Raw genomic sequence first — 22,628 nt, forward strand, 5'->3', positions numbered from 1 at the left:
AAATGGAAATTCTCTAAGCGAAGAGCCCGAAGGAGCTAATAGCGTTCCCGTCGGGCTCTTCGTGTTGGATCAGCGGCGGTTAGCAAGCGGTCGACGCGTGGGGCGAGACCATGGACTTGCTGAACGCGGTGGCTTGCGTCTGCCGCCGCCGGCTATGGCGTGGCTGCTTCGGCGGCGCTTGCGTCTGCGTCGCGGTCTGCGCGGCTTGCTCTCGTCATCTTCGTCATCAGATTTGCCCTTCTTCGTAAAGATGCTGCCTACTAACAGCTTCGCCATCGGCGCAATCTGTGTCACGCTGGCCATCACCTTTTGCGCTTGGCCCATCGATGCTATGATGCCCTCTACACCGCCGAAGCGTTCGAACGCACCCTTGATTTCACCGAGACTAAATTTGCTTTTTTTCGGCTTCGCTTCAGCAGGTGCTGCCGCTTCCTGCGACGGATTAAAAGGCACAAGGGCTGATGAATCACCGATGGGCGCCGGCGGAGTATATGGTGACAGAGCGCTGACTCCAGTTTGAGGCATAGATGGGATCGCAGTCAGATTGGCGGCTGATATGTCGCCATAAAGAGTGCTGGACGACGATCGATGTGCTTGATGCGGTCGCCTATGCGTGTGCTGTTGTGACCGCGAAGCCGCTGAGGATTGCGCTATACGTGCGGCTTCCTGCCGTGCCAAGGCTATATCGAAGCCGGGTATCTTCGTGAGATCACGGTAAGCGCCATTCGGATTGTGCGGTATGTTCATAAGATCACCCTAACTTTTCCAAAATTAGGGGTTGGCAAATTTCCCCTTTTCCTATACTGTATGACGTAGGTGAACAACTCGTATGGACGATCGCCCGTAGGCACACGCCCAATTGGGCGTTTGACTATGGCGAATGTATCCCCTGAGGATACATTAGTCTGCTAACGCGTGACAACTGTACAGGTTGAAAACGTGACTCAAACGAAGTACAATTAGGTTATGAGAATGATGTAGGAGTGGATCATATTGCAATTGAAGAAGCTGAATGATAAGTCGGTCGATCAATTGTTTGAAGCGGTTCTGACGCTAAAGTCGATCGAGGAGTGCTATATATTCTTCGACGATCTATGCACAGTGAATGAGATTCAATCGTTGTCCCAACGCCTGGAAGTAGCGCGTATGTTGGGTAAAGGTTGTACATACAACCAGATAGAAGCAGAAACAGGAGCAAGTACAGCGACGATATCCCGCGTTAAACGCTGCTTGAATTACGGCAATGACGGCTACAAGCTGACATTGGAACGTATGGGCCTCTAACAAGATGAAGACAGGTCTGTTGGTGATTAGTCACGGTTCAAGAGACCTAACTTGGGTAACACTAGTAGATGAAGCGATTGCTAAGGCACAGTGGCCGGAAGGCCTGCCGGTCGCTTCTTCTTTTTTGGAATGCGTTCCTGGGCGAAGCATCCAGGAACGCATCGACGAGCTGGAAGCGCAGGGCGTGGAGCAGCTCGCGGTGATTCCGCTGTTTGTCTCGTCCGGAAGTACACATGTGGACGAGATCGCTTGGGCGCTTGGCGTGACGGAGGAGCCGCTTGCCGCTACGGAGCTCACGCGCTTCCGCGTGCGAGCGGCCGTGCTGTACGGACGGCCGCTTGACGAGCACGAAGCGGTGCTCGCGATGATCGCGGACCGCCTGGCGAAGCTGGCGGTTGGCGAGGGAAGCGTGCGCGCGCTGCTGGTCGCGCACGGCAGCCCGCACGAGCCGTTCCAGACGCGATGGCGCGCCGGGTTGACGCGCCTCGCGGAGCGGCTCGTGGAGCGCGGCCTATGTGCGGCCGCGGGGCACGCGCTGCTGTGCTGCGATGATGTACGCGCGCGCGTGCGGGAGATGGCCGCTGCCCCTGCCGGAGGCAGCGGCATGGACACAGCCGGCACCGCAGTGGCGGTCGTGCCGCTGTTCCTGAGCAGGGGGTATTTCACAACGAAGGTGATCCCAGAGCGGCTCGGGGTGCTGGACGGCGATCTTGACGATGTTAAGATACGTTATAACGGCGAGCCGCTGCTGCCCCATCCCGCGTTGACCGCTTGGTTGGAGCAGGAAGGGCGATTGCTGTTGAAGAAATCGGGTACTTTCATATAAATTAATTCAAATATATGATATGGTGTTAGTAGTGACATGGCGACAAATGAACATGGGTTTATTTGAGCATATCGCATTCATCTTTTAGAATGGATTGCGAGATGCTAATGATCATGGCAATCTCCTAATGAAGGCTGAACGTATCGAGCGTACATGGAGATCAGCTTGTGAATAGATGATAAATGGGTGAATCGTGCATGGTAAAAAGAGCTAGGCTTATCTATAATCCGACTTCTGGGCGCGAGGAAGGAAAGCGGCGGTTGGCGGATATACTGCAGCGTCTGGACGTTGCTGGCATTGAAACGACGACCCATGCGACGGAGGGCGAAGGCGATGCGACCCAGTGCGCGATGGATGCCATCGACCGCGGCTACGATATGATAATCGCTGCTGGGGGAGACGGCACCTTGAACGAAGTCATCCAAGGCATGGCGGTTAAGGAGAATCGACCTCCGCTCGGCATCATTCCGCTCGGGACGACGAATGACTTTGCGCGCGCGCTCGGCATTCCGCGTGATTGGGAAGATGCGTGCAATATCATCATTCAGCAGGAGACACGTCCTGTGGATGTGGGGCGGGCGAATGATAAATATTTTATTAATATCGCTGGTGGCGGATCGTTGACAGAGCTGACCTACGAAGTGCCGAGCCGACTGAAGACGATGATTGGGCCGCTTGCGTATTATATGAAGGGCCTAGAGAAGATGATATTCCGGCTTCGACCGACGGAGCTGCATCTGAAGATCGACGGTCACGGCGAGTTTCACGAGGAATTCATGCTGTTCCTGATCACGAATACGAACTCGGTTGGCGGCTTCGAGAAGTTGGCGCCGGGTGCTTCCATCGATGATGGCTTATTCGACGTCATCTTATTGAAGAAATGCAATATCGCGGAATTCATTCGCATCTGCACGATGGCGCTGCGCGGTGAGCATGTGATGGATCCGTATGTGGTTCATGTGCGATCCAATCGCATTGAGGTCACTTCGCCAGATCATGTGCAGCTGAATCTGGATGGGGAATACGGCGGCACGCTGCCTGCTGTGTTCGATCTGCTGCCTAGCCATCTGCAAATATTTGCTGACATTACGGGTGTATCCACGTATCGATAGGCGAGGCTGCGGCAGCTGTTCATCACAACAACTATAATGGGTATGGATGGGCGCAGGGTTATCCTGCGTCTTTTTGCTGCTCTCTGCTCGAATGAATGGTCGATGCTGTATGCTGCAGTTATGTGTGTGGTATCCCAATGGATCAGGGGGTTGGTTCAGGTGAGTGTGGTGCAGGGCATGTATACGTCGACGGGAAGTTAAGGTATGATAGAGGGAGATGAAAGGCGTTGCGGTCGGTTTCGCTCTAGGGTTCGGCGGTTGTCGGGCGAGGGGGAGGCGGACCGCTTCTTGGTGTTTTAGGTATGGCCTTGGCTTGGGTAAAATGATGGATAGTGGACGAGTTATGTTTGCTGTTGGTCGGATGGCTGGGCGATGGTTGTGAAGAGGACATGTGGGATCGTCGGTCTGCGCGAGGACTCGCGATTGATATATTGAAGAAGTGGCTGAGCTTAGAGATGGAGGAACGGGATGAAGAAGCAGGACAGACATGGTGGTCGCAATCGAAGAGGGCGCGGGGCACAGGCTGCGCGGTCGGAGTCGGTGTCAACGGCGCCGGTGCAGAAGAATGAGGAAGTGACGCTCGATATTATCGGTCTCACGCATGAGGGCGAGGGCGTGGGGCGTGTGGAGGGTTATACGTTATTTGTGCATGGGGCGCTGCCGGGGGAGCGAGTGCGCGCGCTTGTGTTGAAGGTGAAGAAGCAGTACGGGTATGCGAAGGTGCTGGAGCGCGTGGAGAGCAGTCCGCATCGGATGGAGCCGGACTGTCCTGTGTATCAGCAGTGCGGGGGCTGTCAGCTGCAGCATTTGACGTATGAGGAGCAGCTGGTGTGGAAGCGGCAGCATGTGGTGGATGTGATGGAGCGGATCGGGAAGTTCACGATAGCTACAGGAGACGGGCAGGATGCCGGTGAAGGGGCAGTGGTGCTGCCGACGCTTGGGATGAGCGAGCCGTGGCGTTACCGCAATAAGGCGCAGGTTCCGATTGGCGTGGATGAGCGTGAGGGCGGGCTGATCGGCGGCTTCTATGCGCGCGGCAGCCATCGGATCATTGATATGGATGCTTGTCTCATTCAGCATGAGATAAATGATGATGCGGTGCAGGCGGTGAAGGAGATTGCCCGCAAGCATGGCATTATGCCGTATGTAGAGGAGACGCACTCGGGCACGCTTCGCCATGTGGTGGTGCGCGTGGGCTTCCGCACGCAGGAGATGATGGTGGTCCTGGTGACGAACGGCGAGCGATTGGATGCCGCGGATGAGATCGTGGCGGAGATCGTGGAGCGTCTGCCTGGGGTGAAGAGCATCTGTCAAAATGTGAACACGAAGCGGACGAATGTGATATTTGGCGATGTGACGCGCGTGCTGTGGGGCGCGGAGACGATCACGGATTATATTGGGGACGTGAAGTTTGCGATATCGGCACGGTCGTTCTATCAGGTCAATCCGGTGCAGACGGAAGTGCTGTATGCGAAGGCGCTGGAGTACGCGGGATTGACGGGAAGCGAGACGGTGATCGATGCGTATTGCGGTATCGGCACGATCTCGTTATTTTTGGCGCAGCGCGCTCAGCGCGTCCTTGGCGTGGAGATCGTCGAGGAAGCGATCGCGGACGCGCGCCGCAACGCGGAGCTGAACGGGATCACGAACGCGGAGTTCGCCGTCGGCGCGTCGGAGGTCGTGATCCCGCAGTGGAAGGCGGCGGGAGTAACCGCCGATGTGATCGTGGTCGATCCGCCCCGCAAGGGCTGCGACCAAGCGTTGCTCGACACGATGCTGGAGATGCGCCCGGAGCGCATCGTGTACGTGTCGTGCAACCCATCGACGCTTGCACGCGATCTCCGCGTGCTCGCGGACGGCGGCTACACCGTGGACAAGGTGCAGCCGGTGGATATGTTCCCGCATACGGTTCATGTGGAGTCGGTTGCATTGCTTACGTTGAACTGATACAGATAGAAAAAACATAATGGAGTGATCATTTGAGTAAAGCTAAGGGTAAAGGCGGAACAGGCAGAGGAACAGACAAAAAGGGCTGGAATCGATGGCAAGCTAGTGCCAATAGAAAGAAAAGCGCGCCCAAACCTTATAAAAGCAAAGGTACAAAAAATAAGGATGGGGCTGCAAGCTCGAGAAATGAAAAAAGCGACCAGTAGGGCAAGTTGAAAAAGTGTCGGCTTCATAATCGTGTGGCCCATGTCTTTGAGGCAGCGATACGGAATTTAATAAATGCCATAAGCAATATAATAAAGATGACGCCAGGAAATGTTACTCCTGCGCGTCATTTTTGTATTCCGGAAGTTATATCTGTGAGAATCGATTCAAACTTGTCAGCTACGGCTCTGTTAATTGATGCGCCTTTAATAGATGATGTCGATAAAAGTGGTCAAGCAGTGCAGAATTGGAAAAATGTTGTACATTGTCGATTACTGCCGAAAGCGTAGGGCATGATATATAATAAAAAGAACATTTAGCTTCATTGCATTAATGCAATGAGACGTCAAAGGGGAGTAGTTATGTCGAGTTATGACAGAAGGAAGATTGTAGAAAGTGTCCCGCAGAAGGGTTTTTTTGGGCATCCTAAAGGCTTATTCACTCTTTTCTTCACCGAGTTCTGGGAGCGGTTCTCTTATTATGGAATGAGAGCTATCCTCGTATTCTTTATGTATTACGAAGTGACAGAGGGTGGACTTGGGTTCGATGAGAACATTGCACTTGCCATTATGTCTATCTACGGCTCTCTAGTTTATATGTCGGGTATCATCGGAGGATGGTTGGCCGATCGGATATTGGGTACGTCGAGGGCTGTCTTTTATGGTGGTATCCTTATTATGCTTGGTCATATCGTGTTGGCCATACCGGGGAATGCGACACTGTTCTTTGTATCCATGGTCTTGATCGTGTTAGGGACCGGCTTGTTGAAGCCTAATGTATCGAGTATGGTCGGGGAAATGTACAGCGAACAGGATAACCGACGAGATGCTGGTTTTAGTATTTTCTATATGGGAATTAACCTCGGGGGCTTCCTCTCTCCATTGATTGTAGGAACTGTCGGTATGAATAATTTCCACCTGGGCTTCGGACTTGCGGCTATCGGGATGCTGCTGGGATTGATTGTGTATGTGGCAACCAGACCGAAAAATCTCGGACTTGTCGGTAAGAACGTAGTCAACCCGCTATCACCTGAAGAGAAGAAAAAAGTATTTACGATTATAGGTGGGAGCATCGTTGTGCTCGGTGCCTTGATCGCGATTGCCATTCCATTAGGTATCCTTACCTTTGATAGCTTTATCAAATTGGTCGGCGTGTTAGGTCTCTTGATTCCTACGCTATACTTCGTGGTTATGTACCGCAGTCCGAAGACAACGACTGAAGAGCGTTCCCGGATTATTGCGTACATTCCATTGTTTATCGCATCGATCATGTTCTGGGCGATTCAGGAGCAAGGTTCTACGATCCTAGCCAATTACGCTGATAAGCGTACCCAATTGGAGTTCATGGGCATCACTATTTCGCCTGCTTGGTTCCAGTCGCTGAATCCGCTATTTATTATCATTTTCGCGCCTGTATTCGCGTGGTTGTGGGTAAAGCTCGGCAATCGCCAGCCGACCATACCACAGAAGTTCTCGCTCGGCTTACTGTTTGCTGGATTGTCGTTCTTGGTTATACTGCTGCCTGCTTATCTAGGCGGACCAACTTCACTTGTTAATCCGTTGTGGCTCGTGCTTAGCTACTTCATCGTCGTACTTGGAGAGTTATGCTTGTCGCCGGTAGGCCTCTCGGCTACTACCAAGCTCGCTCCTGATGCCTTTAAGGCCCAGACAATGAGCTTATGGTTCTTATCAAATGCGGCGGCTCAAGCCATAAACGCCCAGATCGTAAAGTTCTATACCCCGGAGACCGAGATGCTGTACTTTGGTGTTATCGGCGGGGCAGCTTTGGTTCTGAGTCTACTGCTCTTCCTGCTGTCTCCGAAGATTCAAGGGTATATGAAGGGTGTAAAATAGAAGAATATCTCCATGTAATCACAACCCGCGACCGTCAGAAACTGATCCTTTCTGGCGGTCTTTGTGGTTCTTTATGCCGAATAGTTACGGGGAACGAGGTCAACAATTCTTGTCCCCGAAATATTGAATCGGCTACACTTAGATGGAGAGGAAATTAAGGGCTAGTAGAATGAACACATCATTACAAGGAGCGGATCTACTTTGCCAAGACAAAGATTCCCCAAGTACTTCAAGATGTTTGAATGCTCTTGCTAAATGGTGAAATAGACTTAGTCAATCCTATTTAATGAGAAGGTGTAATCAATTGAGAATGTGGATGCTTTTATCCGGTGACAAAAGTATGTGGCTTGAACAAGTGGAATCAAATGAAGTGAACGTATTCTATGATTTTAATGGAGGAACCTTAGAGATTAATAAAGAATTACAGTTTAAAGTAATAAGAAAAGGGAAAAACAAGGATTTACCAATATTATATTCGGGTGTTCCAGTTTTAAGTGACAAAAGTTTTGATGTATTAACTGAATTAATGTCAGGAAAAGTACAATTTCTGAATGCAAACATTATTAATCATGAGCAAAAATACACAATCGCAAATGTGACAAATGTTATCGATGCGGTTGACCACGCACGCTCAATTCCAGATTTTAGTGTTGGGCGTATAGTAGGTTTTAAGAAGATTGCTTTTATAGAAAAGAAAGTGGCAAATCAACATATTTTCAAAATACCTGAGTTACCATCATCCAGAGTATATGTGTCTGATCAGTTTCGAGAAACCGTATTACAAGCTAAGCTAAAAGGCTTTGACTTCATTGAAGTATGGGATTCAGAAATCACTGAGGATATGGAGAAGGCAGCACAAGATCGTTACGAGTCATTTCTTGCGGAATTGGATCGTACTAAAGGACATGAAGTGAATTGGTCTGAAGCCATACAAATGATTAATGACGGTAAAGCAGTTGCAAGCGGGCATTGGAAGATGCAGAACGATAAAAATGGGGTTTTGCAATTTGCTAGACTCGGATTGGATTGTCAGTATGAATGGTCAAACTCTCCATTCATTCCGCCGATTCTGTTAGGACTGCAATGGCATGAAGTTGACAAATCAGAGATATAATTCGATTCGGATTCAATGGAGTTAAAGCGTAAATGAGCAGAGGTATGTTGCTGAAAAGCCTCTGAGATCAAGCCTTTTGCAGATTGTAACAGATTATATCCTATGGTACTATGTTCCCGTATACGGTGCATGTGGAGTTGGTTGCGGTGTTGGTTAGGAATTTTGTGACAAACTAATAATCCCATGATATTACAAATAAAGTCGTGCTAAAAATTGAATAAAGCCGTGAGAAAAACGGGGAAGGGATGATTGGAGGACGGGACAAACCCTAATAAAATTGGAAATATTTATTTAGGTACTGCTACTCATCAAATTAATCTGAAAAAAATATTTGTTTTCATATACCCGACTGTCATAAGTTCATCATTAAACGAGGTATTGTTTCAAAAAGAAAAGCCTGACAGCCGCAAATACGGGTAGTAGGCTTTGAGAACATAGGAGGATACATGTCCTGGAGCAAATTGAAGCAACATCTGGAGAGTTTTCTCTGTCCAGCGTTATATGGAAGGGTCGAATACCGCGCAACCAGTTATCGTTATTTACCTGATAAATCAGGGATTTGTTATATTGCCGTAGATAAAAAGAACGTACTCAATATGAGTGATATAACTAGCTCAATCAGATGGTATCAGACGGAGCAGGAAATTAAGAATGATTCAGATATCCAAATTCCTATCAACAATGAAGAAATTGAAGCGGTCAGAAAAGATACCAAGGGGATAGTTCCGGAGGATCGTCTAAAAGTAATTGCAAGAAGTAGAAAAATATCAGGATATGCAAAGGAGCTTTTGTCAGCACAGGCATCATTAAGTAAATCGAATTTTATCGTTGTAGCTAATAAGTTTCTATCTATTTCTATAGAGGAAAGCATAGAGAGCAATGATATCTTATTGAATATTCTAGCTTTAGTGGACAGACGAGTTGGAAAAAAGCGAATTTTAAACATGACCGAGAAGATGAAGTTAAAGCATCCAATTGTGCAGTATTTTTATGAACTACGGCTTAGTACATTATAAAAACAAATAACTTTCATTGAAAGAACATTCAAGACCAGATAAACCGTCAGGAAGTGTCTTGACTCTTCTCAAAGTGGATTTCTTGTAATTTGATATCCGTGAATGGTCATAGATGGGCAAGGTGTCACCCGTCAATGGACAGGGTAGTGATGATTAAGAACTCACTCTTAAATAGCGAATAAGTTGTAATTATTAAGCCGAAGACCCTATTCGATTCAGGTCGTCGGCTTTTCATTTGATGGGGGCACATCGTGTCAGGGTTGTTCTCACTGAACACTCCACACATGTGGAGTGCCGTTCGCTATTAGATTGGAACGGAAAAATCGAATGAGAAGTTAATGTGGGAATGCCCTCTCTTCATTGAGAGGGCATTTTTTGTCTTCACAAGGGAGCGGAAGTTGGCTGCCATAGGACACTCGGGGGTGTTTTAAGCTAAGTGAATGTCTCAGTTATCAATATCGGGCAATACATATCATCTCAGCAACCAGACGTAAAAATTTTAACGATACGAAAAGCAAAATATGAATAATGGAAAACTCTAGCTCGTCTGAAAAAACTAGACTTCAATGGAAATGTTGTGTGTTTCAAATTTAATTATTTATCCATTAAGATTTCATTAAGATTCAAGCGAAAGATAAAATTTATAATTGTAATTATAGTTTCACTTACGTTGAGTAGAAGCTAACTGGTCCACGAGGTGCAGATGTTAGTGAGAAGAGAATAAGGAGGTTAAGGATGTGTATCATCCCCAATAAACCCGTAGAAGGGTACTACGTTCCGCTAGTCAGAGGACTTCATCAACCAAACATTATTACAGGAGTTGAATGTTGTGATGATAAAACGTTATTTTAGTTTATTACTATTAGTATGTTTATTAGTTGGAACGATCCCGGGGTATGCATCAGCTGCAGGGGCCCCTGATGATCCTCGTCTAAAATATGGTTGGAATTGGAACTCCAGTTTAGTTGATGATGGTTATAAACTTACAACTATTAAAGACGTAATATATGCTGATGGCAAATTTGTGATGGTGGGCCAAGTGGTTGGAATATCAAAGGATAATGGTTTAACCTTCAAATTTAAGAAAGCCCATCCATCTTTGGGTCTATATCAATTAAATGGTATTACCTACGGCAATGGTATTTTTGTAGCAGTAGGCAGTTATAAATTGATCATTACATCTCTTGACGGAGAGGACTGGAGTGTAAGAAATGTTGGAAACTTTAAAGTTGATGGTGATCTTAGAAGCGTAACTTATGGTAATGGAGTCTACGTGGCAGTAGGAGATGGTGGAATGATCATGACCTCAACTAATAGTACTAGCTGGATAGATCAGAGTTCTGGCGTAACATCAAATCTAAATAGCGTAACTTACGGTAACGGAAAATTCATGGCAGTCGGGGAAAATGGGACGATGTTGACCTCTGAGGATGGAATTAGATGGGATATTCAATCTTCGGGTACTACGAACAGACTTAATGACGTCATTTACGCTGATGGTAACTTTGTTACCGTGGGACAGGGAGTCTTGGTAGTGACCTCTAATGATGGAGTGAGTTGGTCTAGCGATACCATAATACTAAACCAATTTTTTACAAGCATCATGTACTACAACAACGTATACTTTGCGGTTTCACATGGTAGGATCTCAGCATCCTCTAACCTTATGAACTGGACATCATATGATTTAAATTATAATGGAGGCGTTTCTGGTATAGCCTCTAGCCATGACACCATTGTATTGGGAGCTGATGCTTATGTATTTAGTAAAGTTGTTCCGCCACTCTACTCCTTCACATACGATGGCAATGGTAACACTCGAGGATACGTACCGTACAGAACTGAATGGTATGCAGAAGGTGATCTGCTTTGGATAGCAGGGAATCATAATAATTTGAGTAAGGATGGATATACGACCACAACATACTGGAATACATCTGCTGATGGAAACGGATTAGCTTATATTTCCTACCATTCATTTAACGGTGAATACATTATGGAAAGAGATAATATAACACTATACGCACAGTATACGAAGAACGGAGATGCAGGAAAGCCTGCGATTACACAGCAACTAATAGGAACGACAGTCTCTGAAGGGGATGCAAGTCCAACATTAGAAATACGTGCAGAGAGGACCGATACTGGATCATTGAGCTATCAATGGTATAGCAACACGACGGATAGTGAGATTGGTGCTACGTTGATAAAGGGAGCAACAAGTGCTTCGTACAGCGCACCAACGGGAGCGGCGGGCACGACATACTATTATGTGGTGGTCACCAATAGGATTGGGAATGGTGCACTCGTGAAGTATGCATCGACTCCGAGTTATCGAGCGGCGGTAGTCGTTAATGCGCCTGTCCATGCAGCAACGCCTGTGATCGAGACGCAGCCTATGGGAGCAACCGTTACAGTAGATGATGCTAGCCCAACGTTAAATGTAGTAGCGATGAAAAGAGATTCTGGTACATTGAGCTATCAATGGTATAGCAACACAACGGATAGTATGATCGGTGCTAAGTTGATAGAGGGAGCAACAAGTGCTTCGTACAGCGCACCAACGGGAGCGGCGGGCACGACATACTATTATGTAGTGGTGACCAACACGAACAATACGGCTACAAAAGTGAAGACAGCAACGGCAACGAGTACTAGAGCGGTGGTAGTCGTTAGTGTGCCTATTCCATTGGTGGATGCAGCAACGCCTGTAATCGGAACGCCGCCTGCAGGAGCGACAGTAACAGTAGGGGACGCCAGTCCTACGGTAAATGTAGTCGCAACGACGAGCGATGCTGGAACATTGAGCTATCAATGGTACAGCAACACGACGGATAGCGAGATCGGTGGCACGTTGATAGCGTCAGCAACGAGTAGCTCGTACAGTGCACCAACAGACACAGCGGGTACGACGCACTATTATGTAGTGGTAACGAACACGAACGGTTCGGCAACAGGAGCAAAGACAGCAACGGCAACGAGTCATAGAGCAGCGGTAGTCGTCAATGCGCCTATTCCATTGGTGGATGCAGTAACGCCAGTAATCGGAACGCCGCCTGCTGGAGCGACAGTCACATTAGGCGATGCGAGCCCAACGGTAAATGTAGTCGCAACGACGAGCGATGCAGGAACATTGAGCTATCAATGGTACAGCAACAAGACGGACGGCGAGATCGGTGGTACGTTGATTACCGGAGCAACGAGTAGCTCGTACAGTGCACCAACAGACACAGTGGGCACGACGTATTATTATGTAGTGGTGACGAACACGAACGGTGCGGCAACAGGAGCGAAGACAGCAACGGCAACGAGTCATAGAGCAGCGATAGTCGTCAATGCGCCTATTCCATTGGTGGATGCAGTAACGCCAGTAATCGGAACGCAGCCTGCTGGAGCGACAGTCACATTAGGCGATGCGAGCCCAACGGTAAGTGTAGTCGCAACGACGAGCGATGCTGGAACATTGAGCTATCAATGGTATAGCAACAAGACGGACAGCGAGATCGGAGGTGCGTTGATAGCGTCAGCAACGAGCGCTTCGTACAGCGCCCCAACAGGAACAGTGGGTACGACGTACTATTATGTAGTGGTGACGAATACGAACGGTGCGGCAACAGGAGCGAAGACAGCAACGGCAACGAGTACTAGAGCAGCGATAGTTGTAAAAGCGCCTGTCCCATTAGTGGATGCAGCAACACCTGTAATCGGAACGCAGCCTGCAGGAGCGACAGTTACAGTAGGGGACGCCAGTCCTACGGTAAATGTAGTCGCAACGACGAGCGATGCTGGAACATTGAGCTATCAATGGTACAGCAACACGACGGATAGCGATATTGGTAGTACGTTGATAGCGGAAGCAACGAGCGCTTCGTACAGCGCCCCAACAGGAACAGTGGGTACGACGTACTATTATGTAGTGGTGACGAATACGAACGGTGCGGCAACAGGAGCGAAGACAGCAACGGCAACGAGTGATGCAACTGCAGTGACAGTGAACATTGCCCCAACTTACAACATTGCAGCAATAGCTGATACAACACTAACAGCATTAACTCAGGGGTATGCTTCAGGAACTCAAGAAAGCAAGACCATCTCTATTACGAATACTGGCACAGGCAAGTTGACGAACCTATCTGTGATGCTCAGTGGCGTCAATGCGGCACAATTTGAAATGACTGCGCCAGTTGATACTCTCAATGGAGGAGAAGCTACAAACTTCACAATCAAAGCGAAAGGTGGCTTGGCAACGGGCACCTATTCTGCAACAGTTACCGTATCTGCAGATCATATGGCGAATGTAATGTTTACAGTGAAGCAAGTCGTGAATACGCCAAGTGTACCTGTGGGTCCAACGTGGCCGTCCCCATCTGACAGCAAAGTGATCTCAAACAATGGTGTATTATCGATAATCGCAGGTAGAGCGGGCCAGGTTAGCTTGGATAACGAAATAACAATCGATATTCCTGCCGATGCAACAGACAAGGATTTGAAGATAACGATCAAGAAGATGATGGATACACAACAGCTTCTAAACAATAATGAGGTATTAGCGAGCTCCATATTTGAAATTGCGAAGAACTTCCCGGAGAATTTCAAGAAACCAATAACAATAACCTTTACATTCGATCCGAACGATATGAAGGGAACTCAGAAGCCAGTCGTATTCTATTACGACGAAGCAAAGAAGATATGGGTAGAGGTCAGTGGGAAGGTAAAAGGCAATAAAATCTCTGTAGAAGTAAATCATGTTGCGAAGTATGCGGTATTTGTAGTGGGGGACGATGGGTCAACGACAACTCCACCGACAGATACGATTGACTTAAGCGATATATCCGGACATTGGGCGGAAGCTAGTATCAAACAGGCGGTTGCCGACGGAATCGTTAATGGTTACCTGAATGGTACGTTCAAGCCTAACAACACCGTAACTCGGGCAGAATTCGCAGTCATGCTGATGAATGCGTTGAAACTCCAAGGAGAGGCAGCGGAGATGAAATTCACAGATACGATGAAGATTGGAGCTTGGGCACAGAAAGCAGTCGCACAGGCGGTATTAGCAGGTATAATTAATGGCTATCAGGACGGCTCCTTCCGTCCGAATGCAGAAATTACCCGCGCAGAGATGGCGGTTATCATCGCCAAAGCTATGGGTCAGTCGCTTGAAGCCAATCCTGTAACAAGCTTCGCTGACAATAAGGATATTCCAGCGTGGGCGATAGGCAGCGTGGCTTACGTGCAGCAAGCGGGCATCATACATGGCAAAGGAGATAACCGATTCGCGCCTCAAGATCATGCGACAAGAGCAGAGGCTGTAACGGTTCTATTGAAGATGTTGGAGCAAATGAACAAGTAGTACCATAATAAATGGAGGGTTACTCTGAAGGCGGTTGGAATAAACCGCCTAGGAGCAGCCCTCGTTTTGTTCTTTGAACGTAGAAAAGAGTCAGCGTTATTGCTCACGCTGACTCTTTGGCAGTTGGATCTCGAACACTGTTCTTTCAAAGGGGACACTCAACAAGGTAATGGATCCGGCATGGAAGGCTATGATTTCTTTGACAATCGACAGTCCAATGCCGAGTCCTTCGCCTCTTCTGCTGCTATCGACACGGTAGAAGCGTTCGAATACATGCTCTTGGTCCTGCAAGGGAATGCCGCGTCCTTTATCGATGACCGTTATGAATAAGGCATCATCTGTTTCCCATAGTTCAATCCCAAGATATTGCCCTTCTGATCCGTAACGGATGGCGTTGTCGAGCAGGTTACGCAGCGCACGTTCGATTAGGGAGGCATCGATCGAAGCTTGGATGTCCTTGTCTGGGATATTGACTTCAACAGTGAAGTCCTGCCCCTCTAAGAACATCAGATAATCTGCAGCGACCTTTTGCAGCATTTCAGATACATTATGCATGTCAACATGAAGCGCTACATTCTCCTCATCCTGCCGAGTAATATCTAGCAATTGATCTAACAGCTTATCCATATAACGAGAACGTTGAAGCAGAATCTTAGCACTAGCTTGTAGCTCCTTCTCATCCTTATACAATCCCGCGCGGATCGTTTCTGCATAGCCTAAGATCATCGTCAGAGGGGTGCGTAGATCATGCGAAAGATTAGACAGCAGCAGCTTGCGTCTGGTGTCTAATTGCTTGATCTGTTCCGTCTGAACTTGAATACGGTGAGCCATGGCGTTGTAATGCGCAGTGAGCTGGCCGATCTCATCTGTTCTTGAGTCCACTAGTACAGTATTTTCACTTTGGAGATTGAGCTGCCCCATGGCATGATTGAGCTTATTGATGCGTTTGTTCATGGAATAGAAAAACCATAGTGATAGCAGGTAGGGAATTAAGAAAGCAGCAATTAACGGTAACAAAAAAAGAAACAGGACTTTAAACGTGCGCATGAAGAAATAAACTTGCCCTTGTTTCATAGCGTCACTGGACAAACCCATTAGTAGATAATAAGGTTGATCCCCTTCTCTAACGGAATAAGTAAGCGTTACTGGCTCATCGACCCCCCATAGATTCTGGGGCATATAAAGCATGCGATCTGCAAGTTGCCTAAAATCATAGCTGTTCTTTTCCCCGAGGGTATCATATATCGTCGATCCATCTGCCGCAATCCATTCAAAACGAATATCAGGATGCTTTATATGAGCATCATCTAGTATTGGAGTTATGTCTGCAGCATGAAAAGCTTGTTGCTGTATGATTGTATCAAGGAGTTCTTGCGAAATGGCGCCCAGGCTGTTCAGATCATGACCATTGTCTCCGATCTTCCCCATAACTTGACTAAGTGGAATAAACAGAAGAATACTGATGATTGCACTTATGAGCATAAGCAACCAAAGCTTTGTTCGGCTCTTCATTGTCCATCTCCTGAGAATCGATAACCGATTCCACGTATGCTGTGAAGGTAATGAGAGGAGCTCCCCGTGGGTTCAAGAATGCTTCGCAGTCTGCTTATAAATACACTTAAATTGTTCGCATCAAAGTTCTCATGATTCCACACCTGCTTGTAAATTTCCCTTTTGGTTAAAATGCGGTCTGGATTCTGCATGAACATCTCTAATAGCCTGCATTCTACCGGGGTTAAAGGAAATGACTTCCCATCATTTTGCAAAACATAATTGTCGATATCCAGCACTAGTTTATTTAAACGTAGAACCTTAGCAGGATAAGCAGAAGGAGGACGATGTCTTCTTAACTGTGCTTGCACGCGGGCAACCAATTCCATTGGGCTAAAAGGTTTAGTGACATAATCATCTGCACCTAATCCGAGTGTCAAGATCTTGTCTTGCACTTCTCGTCTTGCACTAAGCGCGATAACTAGGGGGCCAGCAAGTGCCTCCCGTAAATAGTGCAGCACCTCAAACCCGTTGCCATCATCCATCATGAGGTCCAATATCAATAATTCTATGGGATGTTCCAGCAAACATTGGATAGCTTCCCGCCCTGAACTGGCTTCTATGACTTGTAGTTCTGCTTGTTCTAGATGCATGCGAATTAACTGACGAATCTCGGGTTCATCATCTACAACTAAGATCTGATTGATGGTGAATCATTCCTCCTGCTTCATATGGAATTAAATCCATCGTGATCACAATCAAATCTTATCAATAACAAAATGAAAAATATATATATTTTACCATTCGTTAAGGATCTATTAAGAAAAGTAAATCTGTATTCTAATGCAGTAATAATAATTATAATTATGGAAAGAATTTCGAGTCAATTGAATCAAACCATAACTAAAACGTTGTTATTTGATTTGTATCAATATTAAGCAATCCACACATGTGGAGAGTGTGGCGGTGTTGGTGAGAAACTTGTAGATATTAAATAAACTCGTGAGATTTCTAATAAAGCCGTGCTAAAAATCGAATAGAGCCGTGATAAAATCGGGGAAGGGATGAATGGAGAACTAGGAAAAACCAGATCCATCAAGCCTTTACCCTGTTTTTGTATCAAGACATGATTCAGATTATAATAAAGTCGTGATACAAAAAGTTGGATCAAAAATCGGGGGAATCATCGATTTGTATCAAGACTTTATTTATGTTGGCAACAGTGGAATGCGGAGTTGAGGGCTATTTTTTAGCACGGGTTTATTCATTATGAACACAAGCAATACAATTAAAGGGGTAAATTACATGACAATGAATGAAAACAGCAATAAAAAGGAATTATCGCCGGAACAACGTGAAGGACTACTCAAAACATTGAAAGCCCGGTTTGAGAAAAACATGAACCGCCATCAAGGTCTTGAATGGGCTAAAGTACAAGCAAAGCTCGAAGCTAATGCTGAAAAACTGTGGTCGCTCCATGAAATGGAGAGAACTGGCGGTGAACCGGATGTTGTTGATCATGACAATAAGACGGGCGAATATATTTTTTACGATTGTTCAACGGAAAGTCCTAAAGCCCGCAGAAGTGTTTGTTACGACCATGAAGCGTTGGAGTCTAGGAAACAACACAAACCAGAAAATAGTGCTATTAATATGGCATCTGCCATGGGCATTGAGCTTTTAACGGAAGAACAATATCGGGACCTGCAGAAACTTGGAAACTTCGATTTGAAAACTTCGAGCTGGGTGGAAACACCCGCTAGTATTAGAAAACTCGGCGGGGCCATCTTTTGCGATCGTCGCTACGACACTGTCTTCGTGTACCACAATGGAGCAGAATCCTACTATGGTGCAAGAGGGTTCCGCGGTTCGCTAAAGGTTTAAATACTGGTGGGAAATACGATCAAGCGAGTTAAAGGAGGGGGCTAACTAAGCCCCCTTAAGCATTGAGTTTTAGATCATCCGTTGTGATAAACGGAATGATCTTGTATAGTAAATCAACAATCAGCAGTTGGTCTTAAATCAATAAAATCTCCTGCTATAAAATCTGCTATTTCACATATTGGTATAAAAACGGTATCAAATTGAGCATCAAAGGTGCAAGAACCAATAGCGAATGTTTTCAAAACAGGAAGGTTCGGGCTGAATCGTCCTATTTTCACAACGAAGTTTCCTACTTCCTCTAGTTTACCTCTTACATAGCTGCTTCTATTTTTTTCGAATATAACAACAAACTGTTGGTTAGAATCATTTAAACGCTCTCTAAGTTCATTAATACATCCACATTCGCAACTAGTAGGAAAATTAGTGATTTTTATAGGCCAAGCATTTGCTTCCGTATTTGGCGAACCTTGATTTACAGTTTGACCTGGTGGGTTGGGTGGCAAATAACTTCACTCCTCTCTTAGGATTAGATATATTCTATTAATAAGATTCTAGTAATGTATAGACAATAATAATAGTTATTTAGTTGGGTTTTGGTGGTAGAACGATCGACGCAAGATAAGAAAGGAGGAGGGGCGTGTCAAAAAACGATAATATGCTGGCCATTCTATGGATGCTGGATTCAGGAGCAAAGATAACCGCGAAACAAATAGCGGAAAAGTTAGAGATAAACGTGCGAACCGTGTACCGTTATATGGATTCGCTTTGCGCCAGTGGAGTTCCGATCGTATCTGATGCAGGGCAGAATGGCGGGTATAGCTTGCTGAACAATTTCATCAGTGCGCCTTTGTTCTTTGATGTTGAGGAACAAAAAGCGATTATTCATGCTGCCGCATTTGCAACAGAAGCAGGGTACCCTTTCAGTGAGGCATTAAGCAAAGCTACAGATAAATTGAAAATGTATTCAAACCGGGAACAGGAAAGCATTCTCGAGCGCCATTTAACTGGCTTTGAAGTGATAAGTCGTCATATTGACCCTTCTGTTAAGCTGACATTAGTCGAACTGGAACGGGCTGTAGCAAACGAGTATTCTGTAGAAATTGAATACCGCACAAGCCGTGAAGAACAACCCAAGCAAAGGGTAATTGATCCTTATGGTGTGATTTATTGGAATAATAAATGGTATACGATTGGGTATTGTCATCTGCGAAATGAAATCAGAAGTTTCCGGGCTGAACGGATCTTACAGATAAGACAAACCCAAATGGTGTTTAAACGGCCTGAATCTTTCTCCGCCAAGACGTTTTTCTTGCATAATCTATTGCCGGATCTGACGGATAAGGATGGGGTGATTTCATTAATTATAAGGGGCAGGGCAGAGGCTCTGGACGACTTGTGCATTCATTGGTTTTTAGGACATCATCTGAAGGAGAGGACAACCAATCAAGCTGTCTTTTTACTTGACGAGAGAGCAATTCAAGCATATGTACCGCATTTTCTGTTATCCTATGGGAAGGCAATTCAGGTAATCGAGCCCCAGAGTTTGAAGATAAGACTTGTTGCTGTCGCATCAGAATTAATGGAATACTATAAGACTTAATTGCTTCACTGACAGCCGTTGTCAGTGAAGTTGTTTTATAATGAGCAAAAATGAATTGTGATAGATGGAGGACATGCAAATGAATAATACGGTTTATCTCTATGTATTTGATACGATGGCAGACTGGGAAATAGGTTATTTAACCGCCGAACTGAATTCGGGAAGATATTATAAAAAAGGGCTGACACCGTCAAAGATAGTTACTGTGGGAATTGAAAAGACCCCTGTTATTACAATGGGTGGGTTGAAAATAGTACCTGATATTAAGCTGGATGAGTGCATTATTCAAGACGCAGATGCTTTGATTCTACCGGGTGGAGATACGTGGGCGGAAACCATTCATGAACCTATACTAAAAATAGCAGAGCAGTGTTTACAGGAGAATATTGTGGTTGCGGCGATTTGCGGTGCTACAGTAGGACTTGCTAAGAAAGGTTTGTTGGATTCGCGATGGCATACGAGCAACGACTTGGATTACCTTAAAATGATATGTCCTACCTATACCGGGGAAAAGTACTACAAGAAGGAATCCGCCGTAACGGATGGTCAACTGATAACTGCTTCCGGAGTAGCTCCATTGGAGTTTGCTTTGCATGTCTTGAAGTCTTTAGATGTATTCGCACCACAAACATTAAACGCTTGGTATAATCTTAATAAAACTCATGAACCGAAATATTTCTTCGAGATGATGAATTCAATCCAATGAAGACATACTAAAGATGGTTTATATGAAGAAATATTAAGTTTAGGATCCGAGGGGGATTAGTTGGTTGATGGAAAAACAGCGTAACATTATTTTATACATTGGTACTTCAATTGATGGCTATATTGCAAATGATGATGGTACATTAGAGTGGTTAGAAACAACAGAAGTAGAAGGTGACTCTGGCTACAATTCACTTCTGGAACGAATTGACACTGTTGTTATGGGAAAAGGAACTTATGATGTCGTTCGTGGATTTGATATGGATTATCCATATCGTGATTTTAATAATTATGTATTTTCTAAATCGGTTAGTGGATCAGATGAATATGCTTCATTTATTGATGAAGATGTCAGAACTTTCATTGAAAATATAAAGCAACAGCCCGGTAAGGATATATGGTTAATTGGTGGAGGAAACTTAGCTCGTGAATTTTTCAAAGAAAATTTAATTGATGAACTCCAAATAGCCATTGCGCCTATTATTTTAGGGAAAGGAATCTCCCTTTATACCGGGGATGATATTACGCAAAAATACACATTAACCAAAGTAGAAAAATTAGGTCAACTTGCTATGCTTCATTATATAAAAAAATAATGGAGATCTAGTGTGGGAACACAAATAGAATAATGATTTAAAAGGGTGCTATTAAAAATAGTACCTTTTTCATTTTTGACGTTCACGGAAATTAAGAGAACCGAAATTCATCTCCTCATTATCGTTGCGCTATAGTTGTTGAACGCTCTCTGTTTTCATAGCATAATACAAATAAAGAGGCATTTGGAAACTAAGGAGGTAGTGTTATGGAAAGAGACCTGTTGGAACAGCTAAACTTATGGCATGAAGATGATGAATTTGAAAAAATAGTAGGCAAGATTGCGGAAATTCCCGTACAGGATAGAGACTATGATTTAGTCGGCCATTTAGCGAGAGCATTGAACAATCTGGAACGTTACGATGAGGCATTGCAGCAGCTTTTGATGATCAAAACACAAGGCGAACATGATCCTCTTTGGCATTTCCGTGTAGGTTACTCCTACTACTACCTATCGCAATATGAGGACGCAGTAACAGCATTCGAAATGGCGAATAAGCTTGATCCCGAGGATGAAGATACTTTGTTGTTATTGAAATGGAGCCGTCACGAGGTTGGCCTAACAGAGAATGATATTGAGACGAATGAGATTGTTGAACAGGAAAAGGACTTTGGTTTTGCTCGGGTGTACGCCGTGGAGCTAAAATACAAGCAGCCGCCGAAGCTGGATCGAAACATGCTTTACGAGAAGATGGAACTTTACACGGGTAAGGTTGATCGTGGAGAACATCATCCGGATGCCGCGGGACTTGCTGTGTGGGAAGCGAACAGTCAGGAAGATCAGAATTTGCTGCACTTTTTCCATCTGAATTATATGGTTGAATATTCGGAAGGCGAAATGCCAGCGCAAACCAGCCTGATGGATACAGAAAGCCTCTCGGTTACGGACTACGAGACGGCCATTCAGCAGTCCTGGCATTGGCAGGAAGCCGCTCAAGTCGTGAGTGATTGTGAGCACTCGCTGCTGTTGATCGACATGATGGCATCGGGACTCGATCCCAAATCGCGGCTGCAGCTGTTCACCGGCTCGCTGCGGGCGGTGCTGGAAACGGCGCCTTGCGACGCCATCTATTTCCGGGAAAGCGACAAGCTCGTCGAACCTAACGCTTATCTGGCGGCGATTGAAGGAGGAGAACTGTTATATGGTGCGCTGAACATTCGTTTTTATAATGTTGAAGGCACAGGCAGCAGCCGCCCTGAAGGTCTGATGGACTCATTGGGACTCGCCGCGCTTGGCATTCCGGATGTTCAGTGTCATTATTACGATCTGGAGCCTGATGAAGTAGCCGGAAATTTGCTTAATATCGCCTATTATTTATTCGACCGCGGGGACGTTATTGTCGACGGGGAAACAGTTGGTTTCACCGAAGAGATGCACTGGCGCTGCGAACACCAATACGGGCTGGCCGCACCGCACCGGGTTGTCATCGATATAGATCCGGGAGCACCTTATTATGCTGGCCGACAAGGCGCAGAGCAGTCGTAACCAATTATTCGGCGGAAGGATTTTTAGTCTGGTATCCAAAAGGAAAGTGCTTAGCTACCGCAGATTATGAACATGATGAATTTAAGATTCTTGATAAATGGGACGACTTTATCAAAGACCCATCAAACACGATAGATAAGATATTTGAATAGGTTTCCA

At 45.9% G+C, this 22,628-nt stretch carries 19 protein-coding genes and 2 pseudogenes; 15 read left to right on the forward strand and 6 right to left on the reverse strand.

The features are described 5' to 3' along the window. Window positions 1–69: 69 nt before the first annotated feature. Window positions 70–747 carry a hypothetical protein gene (locus AC3WTP_RS11460; RefSeq protein ID WP_492394743.1) on the reverse strand — a complete coding sequence of 226 codons (678 nt, stop codon included), beginning with the start codon at window positions 745–747 and terminating at the stop codon, window positions 70–72. A gap of 246 nt (window positions 748–993) precedes the next feature. Between AC3WTP_RS11460 and AC3WTP_RS11465 the strand changes: the two genes are divergently transcribed. The 10 genes from AC3WTP_RS11465 (at window position 994) to AC3WTP_RS11510 (ending at window position 14,709) form a co-directional block, all read left to right on the forward strand. Then, window positions 994–1,284 carry a YerC/YecD family TrpR-related protein gene (locus tag AC3WTP_RS11465; protein ID WP_492394744.1) on the forward strand — a complete coding sequence of 97 codons (291 nt, stop codon included), beginning with the start codon at window positions 994–996 and terminating at the stop codon, window positions 1,282–1,284. A 4-nt stretch (window positions 1,285–1,288) separates the two neighbouring features. Continuing rightward, complete coding sequence (locus tag AC3WTP_RS11470) at window positions 1,289–2,110, forward strand: sirohydrochlorin chelatase (protein WP_492394745.1); 822 nt, start codon at window positions 1,289–1,291, stop codon at window positions 2,108–2,110. Between the two features lie 197 nt (window positions 2,111–2,307). Then, window positions 2,308–3,222, forward strand: a complete 915-nt coding sequence (locus tag AC3WTP_RS11475; RefSeq protein WP_492394746.1) for a diacylglycerol kinase — start codon at window positions 2,308–2,310, stop codon at window positions 3,220–3,222. 347 nt (window positions 3,223–3,569) lie between these two features. Continuing rightward, window positions 3,570–3,791 carry a hypothetical protein gene (locus AC3WTP_RS11480; RefSeq protein ID WP_492394747.1) on the forward strand — a complete coding sequence of 74 codons (222 nt, stop codon included), beginning with the start codon at window positions 3,570–3,572 and terminating at the stop codon, window positions 3,789–3,791. Further along, on the forward strand, window positions 3,691–5,169 hold the full coding sequence (gene rlmD / locus AC3WTP_RS11485) for a 23S rRNA (uracil(1939)-C(5))-methyltransferase RlmD (protein ID WP_492394748.1): 1,479 nt from the start codon (window positions 3,691–3,693) through the stop codon (window positions 5,167–5,169). Before AC3WTP_RS11480 ends, rlmD begins: the two co-directional genes overlap by 101 nt. Before the next feature lie 32 nt (window positions 5,170–5,201). Beyond that, the gene (locus AC3WTP_RS11490) at window positions 5,202–5,375 is read left to right on the forward strand and encodes a DUF3934 family protein (protein WP_492394749.1); all 174 of its coding nucleotides are present in this window, start codon (window positions 5,202–5,204) and stop codon (window positions 5,373–5,375) included. Between the two features lie 360 nt (window positions 5,376–5,735). Next, window positions 5,736–7,226, forward strand: a complete 1,491-nt coding sequence (locus AC3WTP_RS11495) for a peptide MFS transporter (protein WP_492394750.1) — start codon at window positions 5,736–5,738, stop codon at window positions 7,224–7,226. Window positions 7,227–7,536: 310 nt separating this feature from the next. Next, entirely contained in the window at window positions 7,537–8,340 is an 804-nt protein-coding gene (locus AC3WTP_RS11500; RefSeq protein ID WP_492394922.1) for an imm11 family protein, read from the forward strand. Between the two features lie 446 nt (window positions 8,341–8,786). After that, complete coding sequence (locus AC3WTP_RS11505; RefSeq protein WP_492394751.1) at window positions 8,787–9,356, forward strand: SF0329 family protein; 570 nt, start codon at window positions 8,787–8,789, stop codon at window positions 9,354–9,356. An 832-nt stretch (window positions 9,357–10,188) separates the two neighbouring features. Next, entirely contained in the window at window positions 10,189–14,709 is a 4,521-nt protein-coding gene (locus AC3WTP_RS11510; protein ID WP_492394752.1) for an S-layer homology domain-containing protein, read from the forward strand. A 96-nt stretch (window positions 14,710–14,805) separates the two neighbouring features. Here the strand turns inward: AC3WTP_RS11510 and AC3WTP_RS11515 are convergent, their stop codons facing one another. The 4 genes and pseudogenes from AC3WTP_RS11515 to AC3WTP_RS11530 form a co-directional block, all read right to left on the reverse strand. Then, window positions 14,806–16,221, reverse strand: coding sequence for a HAMP domain-containing sensor histidine kinase (locus AC3WTP_RS11515; RefSeq protein ID WP_492394753.1), 1,416 nt, complete (start codon window positions 16,219–16,221; stop codon window positions 14,806–14,808). After that, complete coding sequence (locus AC3WTP_RS11520; RefSeq protein WP_492394923.1) at window positions 16,218–16,571, reverse strand: winged helix-turn-helix domain-containing protein; 354 nt, start codon at window positions 16,569–16,571, stop codon at window positions 16,218–16,220. Before AC3WTP_RS11520 ends, AC3WTP_RS11515 begins: the two co-directional genes overlap by 4 nt. Then, window positions 16,544–16,649 (reverse strand): annotated as a pseudogene (locus AC3WTP_RS11525) (DNA-binding response regulator); the annotation flags it as partial. The gene AC3WTP_RS11520 and the pseudogene AC3WTP_RS11525, both read right to left, overlap by 28 nt. Beyond that, window positions 16,626–16,853: pseudogene (locus AC3WTP_RS11530) on the reverse strand (response regulator); the annotation flags it as partial. The pseudogenes AC3WTP_RS11530 and AC3WTP_RS11525, both read right to left, overlap by 24 nt. A gap of 652 nt (window positions 16,854–17,505) precedes the next feature. Between AC3WTP_RS11530 and AC3WTP_RS11535 the strand changes: the two are divergent. Then, window positions 17,506–18,084 carry a DUF4256 domain-containing protein gene (locus AC3WTP_RS11535; protein ID WP_492394754.1) on the forward strand — a complete coding sequence of 193 codons (579 nt, stop codon included), beginning with the start codon at window positions 17,506–17,508 and terminating at the stop codon, window positions 18,082–18,084. A 113-nt stretch (window positions 18,085–18,197) separates the two neighbouring features. Here AC3WTP_RS11535 and AC3WTP_RS11540 read toward each other — a convergent pair whose 3' ends face one another. After that, window positions 18,198–18,587 carry a hypothetical protein gene (locus AC3WTP_RS11540; RefSeq protein ID WP_492394755.1) on the reverse strand — a complete coding sequence of 130 codons (390 nt, stop codon included), beginning with the start codon at window positions 18,585–18,587 and terminating at the stop codon, window positions 18,198–18,200. Window positions 18,588–18,721: 134 nt separating this feature from the next. On the opposite strand from AC3WTP_RS11540, the gene AC3WTP_RS11545 reads away from it, so the two are divergent. The 4 genes from AC3WTP_RS11545 to AC3WTP_RS11560 all read left to right on the forward strand — a co-directional run bounded on the left by AC3WTP_RS11545 (window position 18,722) and on the right by AC3WTP_RS11560 (window position 22,469). After that, a complete protein-coding gene (locus tag AC3WTP_RS11545; protein ID WP_492394756.1) occupies window positions 18,722–19,684 on the forward strand; it encodes a helix-turn-helix transcriptional regulator in 963 nt (320 codons plus the stop codon). 79 nt (window positions 19,685–19,763) lie between these two features. Beyond that, on the forward strand, window positions 19,764–20,390 hold the full coding sequence (locus AC3WTP_RS11550; RefSeq protein WP_492394757.1) for a type 1 glutamine amidotransferase family protein: 627 nt from the start codon (window positions 19,764–19,766) through the stop codon (window positions 20,388–20,390). Window positions 20,391–20,457: 67 nt separating this feature from the next. Continuing rightward, on the forward strand, window positions 20,458–20,985 hold the full coding sequence (locus AC3WTP_RS11555; RefSeq protein ID WP_492394758.1) for a dihydrofolate reductase family protein: 528 nt from the start codon (window positions 20,458–20,460) through the stop codon (window positions 20,983–20,985). 206 nt (window positions 20,986–21,191) lie between these two features. Beyond that, a complete protein-coding gene (locus tag AC3WTP_RS11560) occupies window positions 21,192–22,469 on the forward strand; it encodes a DUF4261 domain-containing protein (protein WP_492394759.1) in 1,278 nt (425 codons plus the stop codon). The last annotated feature ends 159 nt before the right edge of the window (window positions 22,470–22,628 follow it).

The organism is Paenibacillus sp. EB106-04-04-XG159 (genome assembly GCF_058791835.1).

What these genes read in the sequence shown, in the direction of transcription:
- AC3WTP_RS11510 (WP_492394752.1), top strand. Translation starts at nt 10,189, where the DNA reads ATGATAAAACGTTATTTTAGTTTATTACTATTAGTATGTTTATTAGTT.
- AC3WTP_RS11500 (WP_492394922.1), top strand. Translation starts at nt 7,537, where the DNA reads ATGTGGATGCTTTTATCCGGTGACAAAAGTATGTGGCTTGAACAAGTG.
- AC3WTP_RS11555 (WP_492394758.1), top strand. Translation starts at nt 20,458, where the DNA reads ATGGAAAAACAGCGTAACATTATTTTATACATTGGTACTTCAATTGAT.
- AC3WTP_RS11560 (WP_492394759.1), top strand. Translation starts at nt 21,192, where the DNA reads ATGGAAAGAGACCTGTTGGAACAGCTAAACTTATGGCATGAAGATGAT.
- AC3WTP_RS11535 (WP_492394754.1), top strand. Translation starts at nt 17,506, where the DNA reads ATGACAATGAATGAAAACAGCAATAAAAAGGAATTATCGCCGGAACAA.
- AC3WTP_RS11470 (WP_492394745.1), top strand. Translation starts at nt 1,289, where the DNA reads ATGAAGACAGGTCTGTTGGTGATTAGTCACGGTTCAAGAGACCTAACT.
- AC3WTP_RS11475 (WP_492394746.1), top strand. Translation starts at nt 2,308, where the DNA reads ATGGTAAAAAGAGCTAGGCTTATCTATAATCCGACTTCTGGGCGCGAG.
- AC3WTP_RS11550 (WP_492394757.1), top strand. Translation starts at nt 19,764, where the DNA reads ATGAATAATACGGTTTATCTCTATGTATTTGATACGATGGCAGACTGG.
- rlmD (WP_492394748.1), top strand. Translation starts at nt 3,691, where the DNA reads ATGAAGAAGCAGGACAGACATGGTGGTCGCAATCGAAGAGGGCGCGGG.
- AC3WTP_RS11505 (WP_492394751.1), top strand. Translation starts at nt 8,787, where the DNA reads ATGTCCTGGAGCAAATTGAAGCAACATCTGGAGAGTTTTCTCTGTCCA.
- AC3WTP_RS11515 (WP_492394753.1), bottom strand. Translation starts at nt 16,221, where the DNA reads ATGAAGAGCCGAACAAAGCTTTGGTTGCTTATGCTCATAAGTGCAATC.
- AC3WTP_RS11495 (WP_492394750.1), top strand. Translation starts at nt 5,736, where the DNA reads ATGTCGAGTTATGACAGAAGGAAGATTGTAGAAAGTGTCCCGCAGAAG.
- AC3WTP_RS11460 (WP_492394743.1), bottom strand. Translation starts at nt 747, where the DNA reads ATGAACATACCGCACAATCCGAATGGCGCTTACCGTGATCTCACGAAG.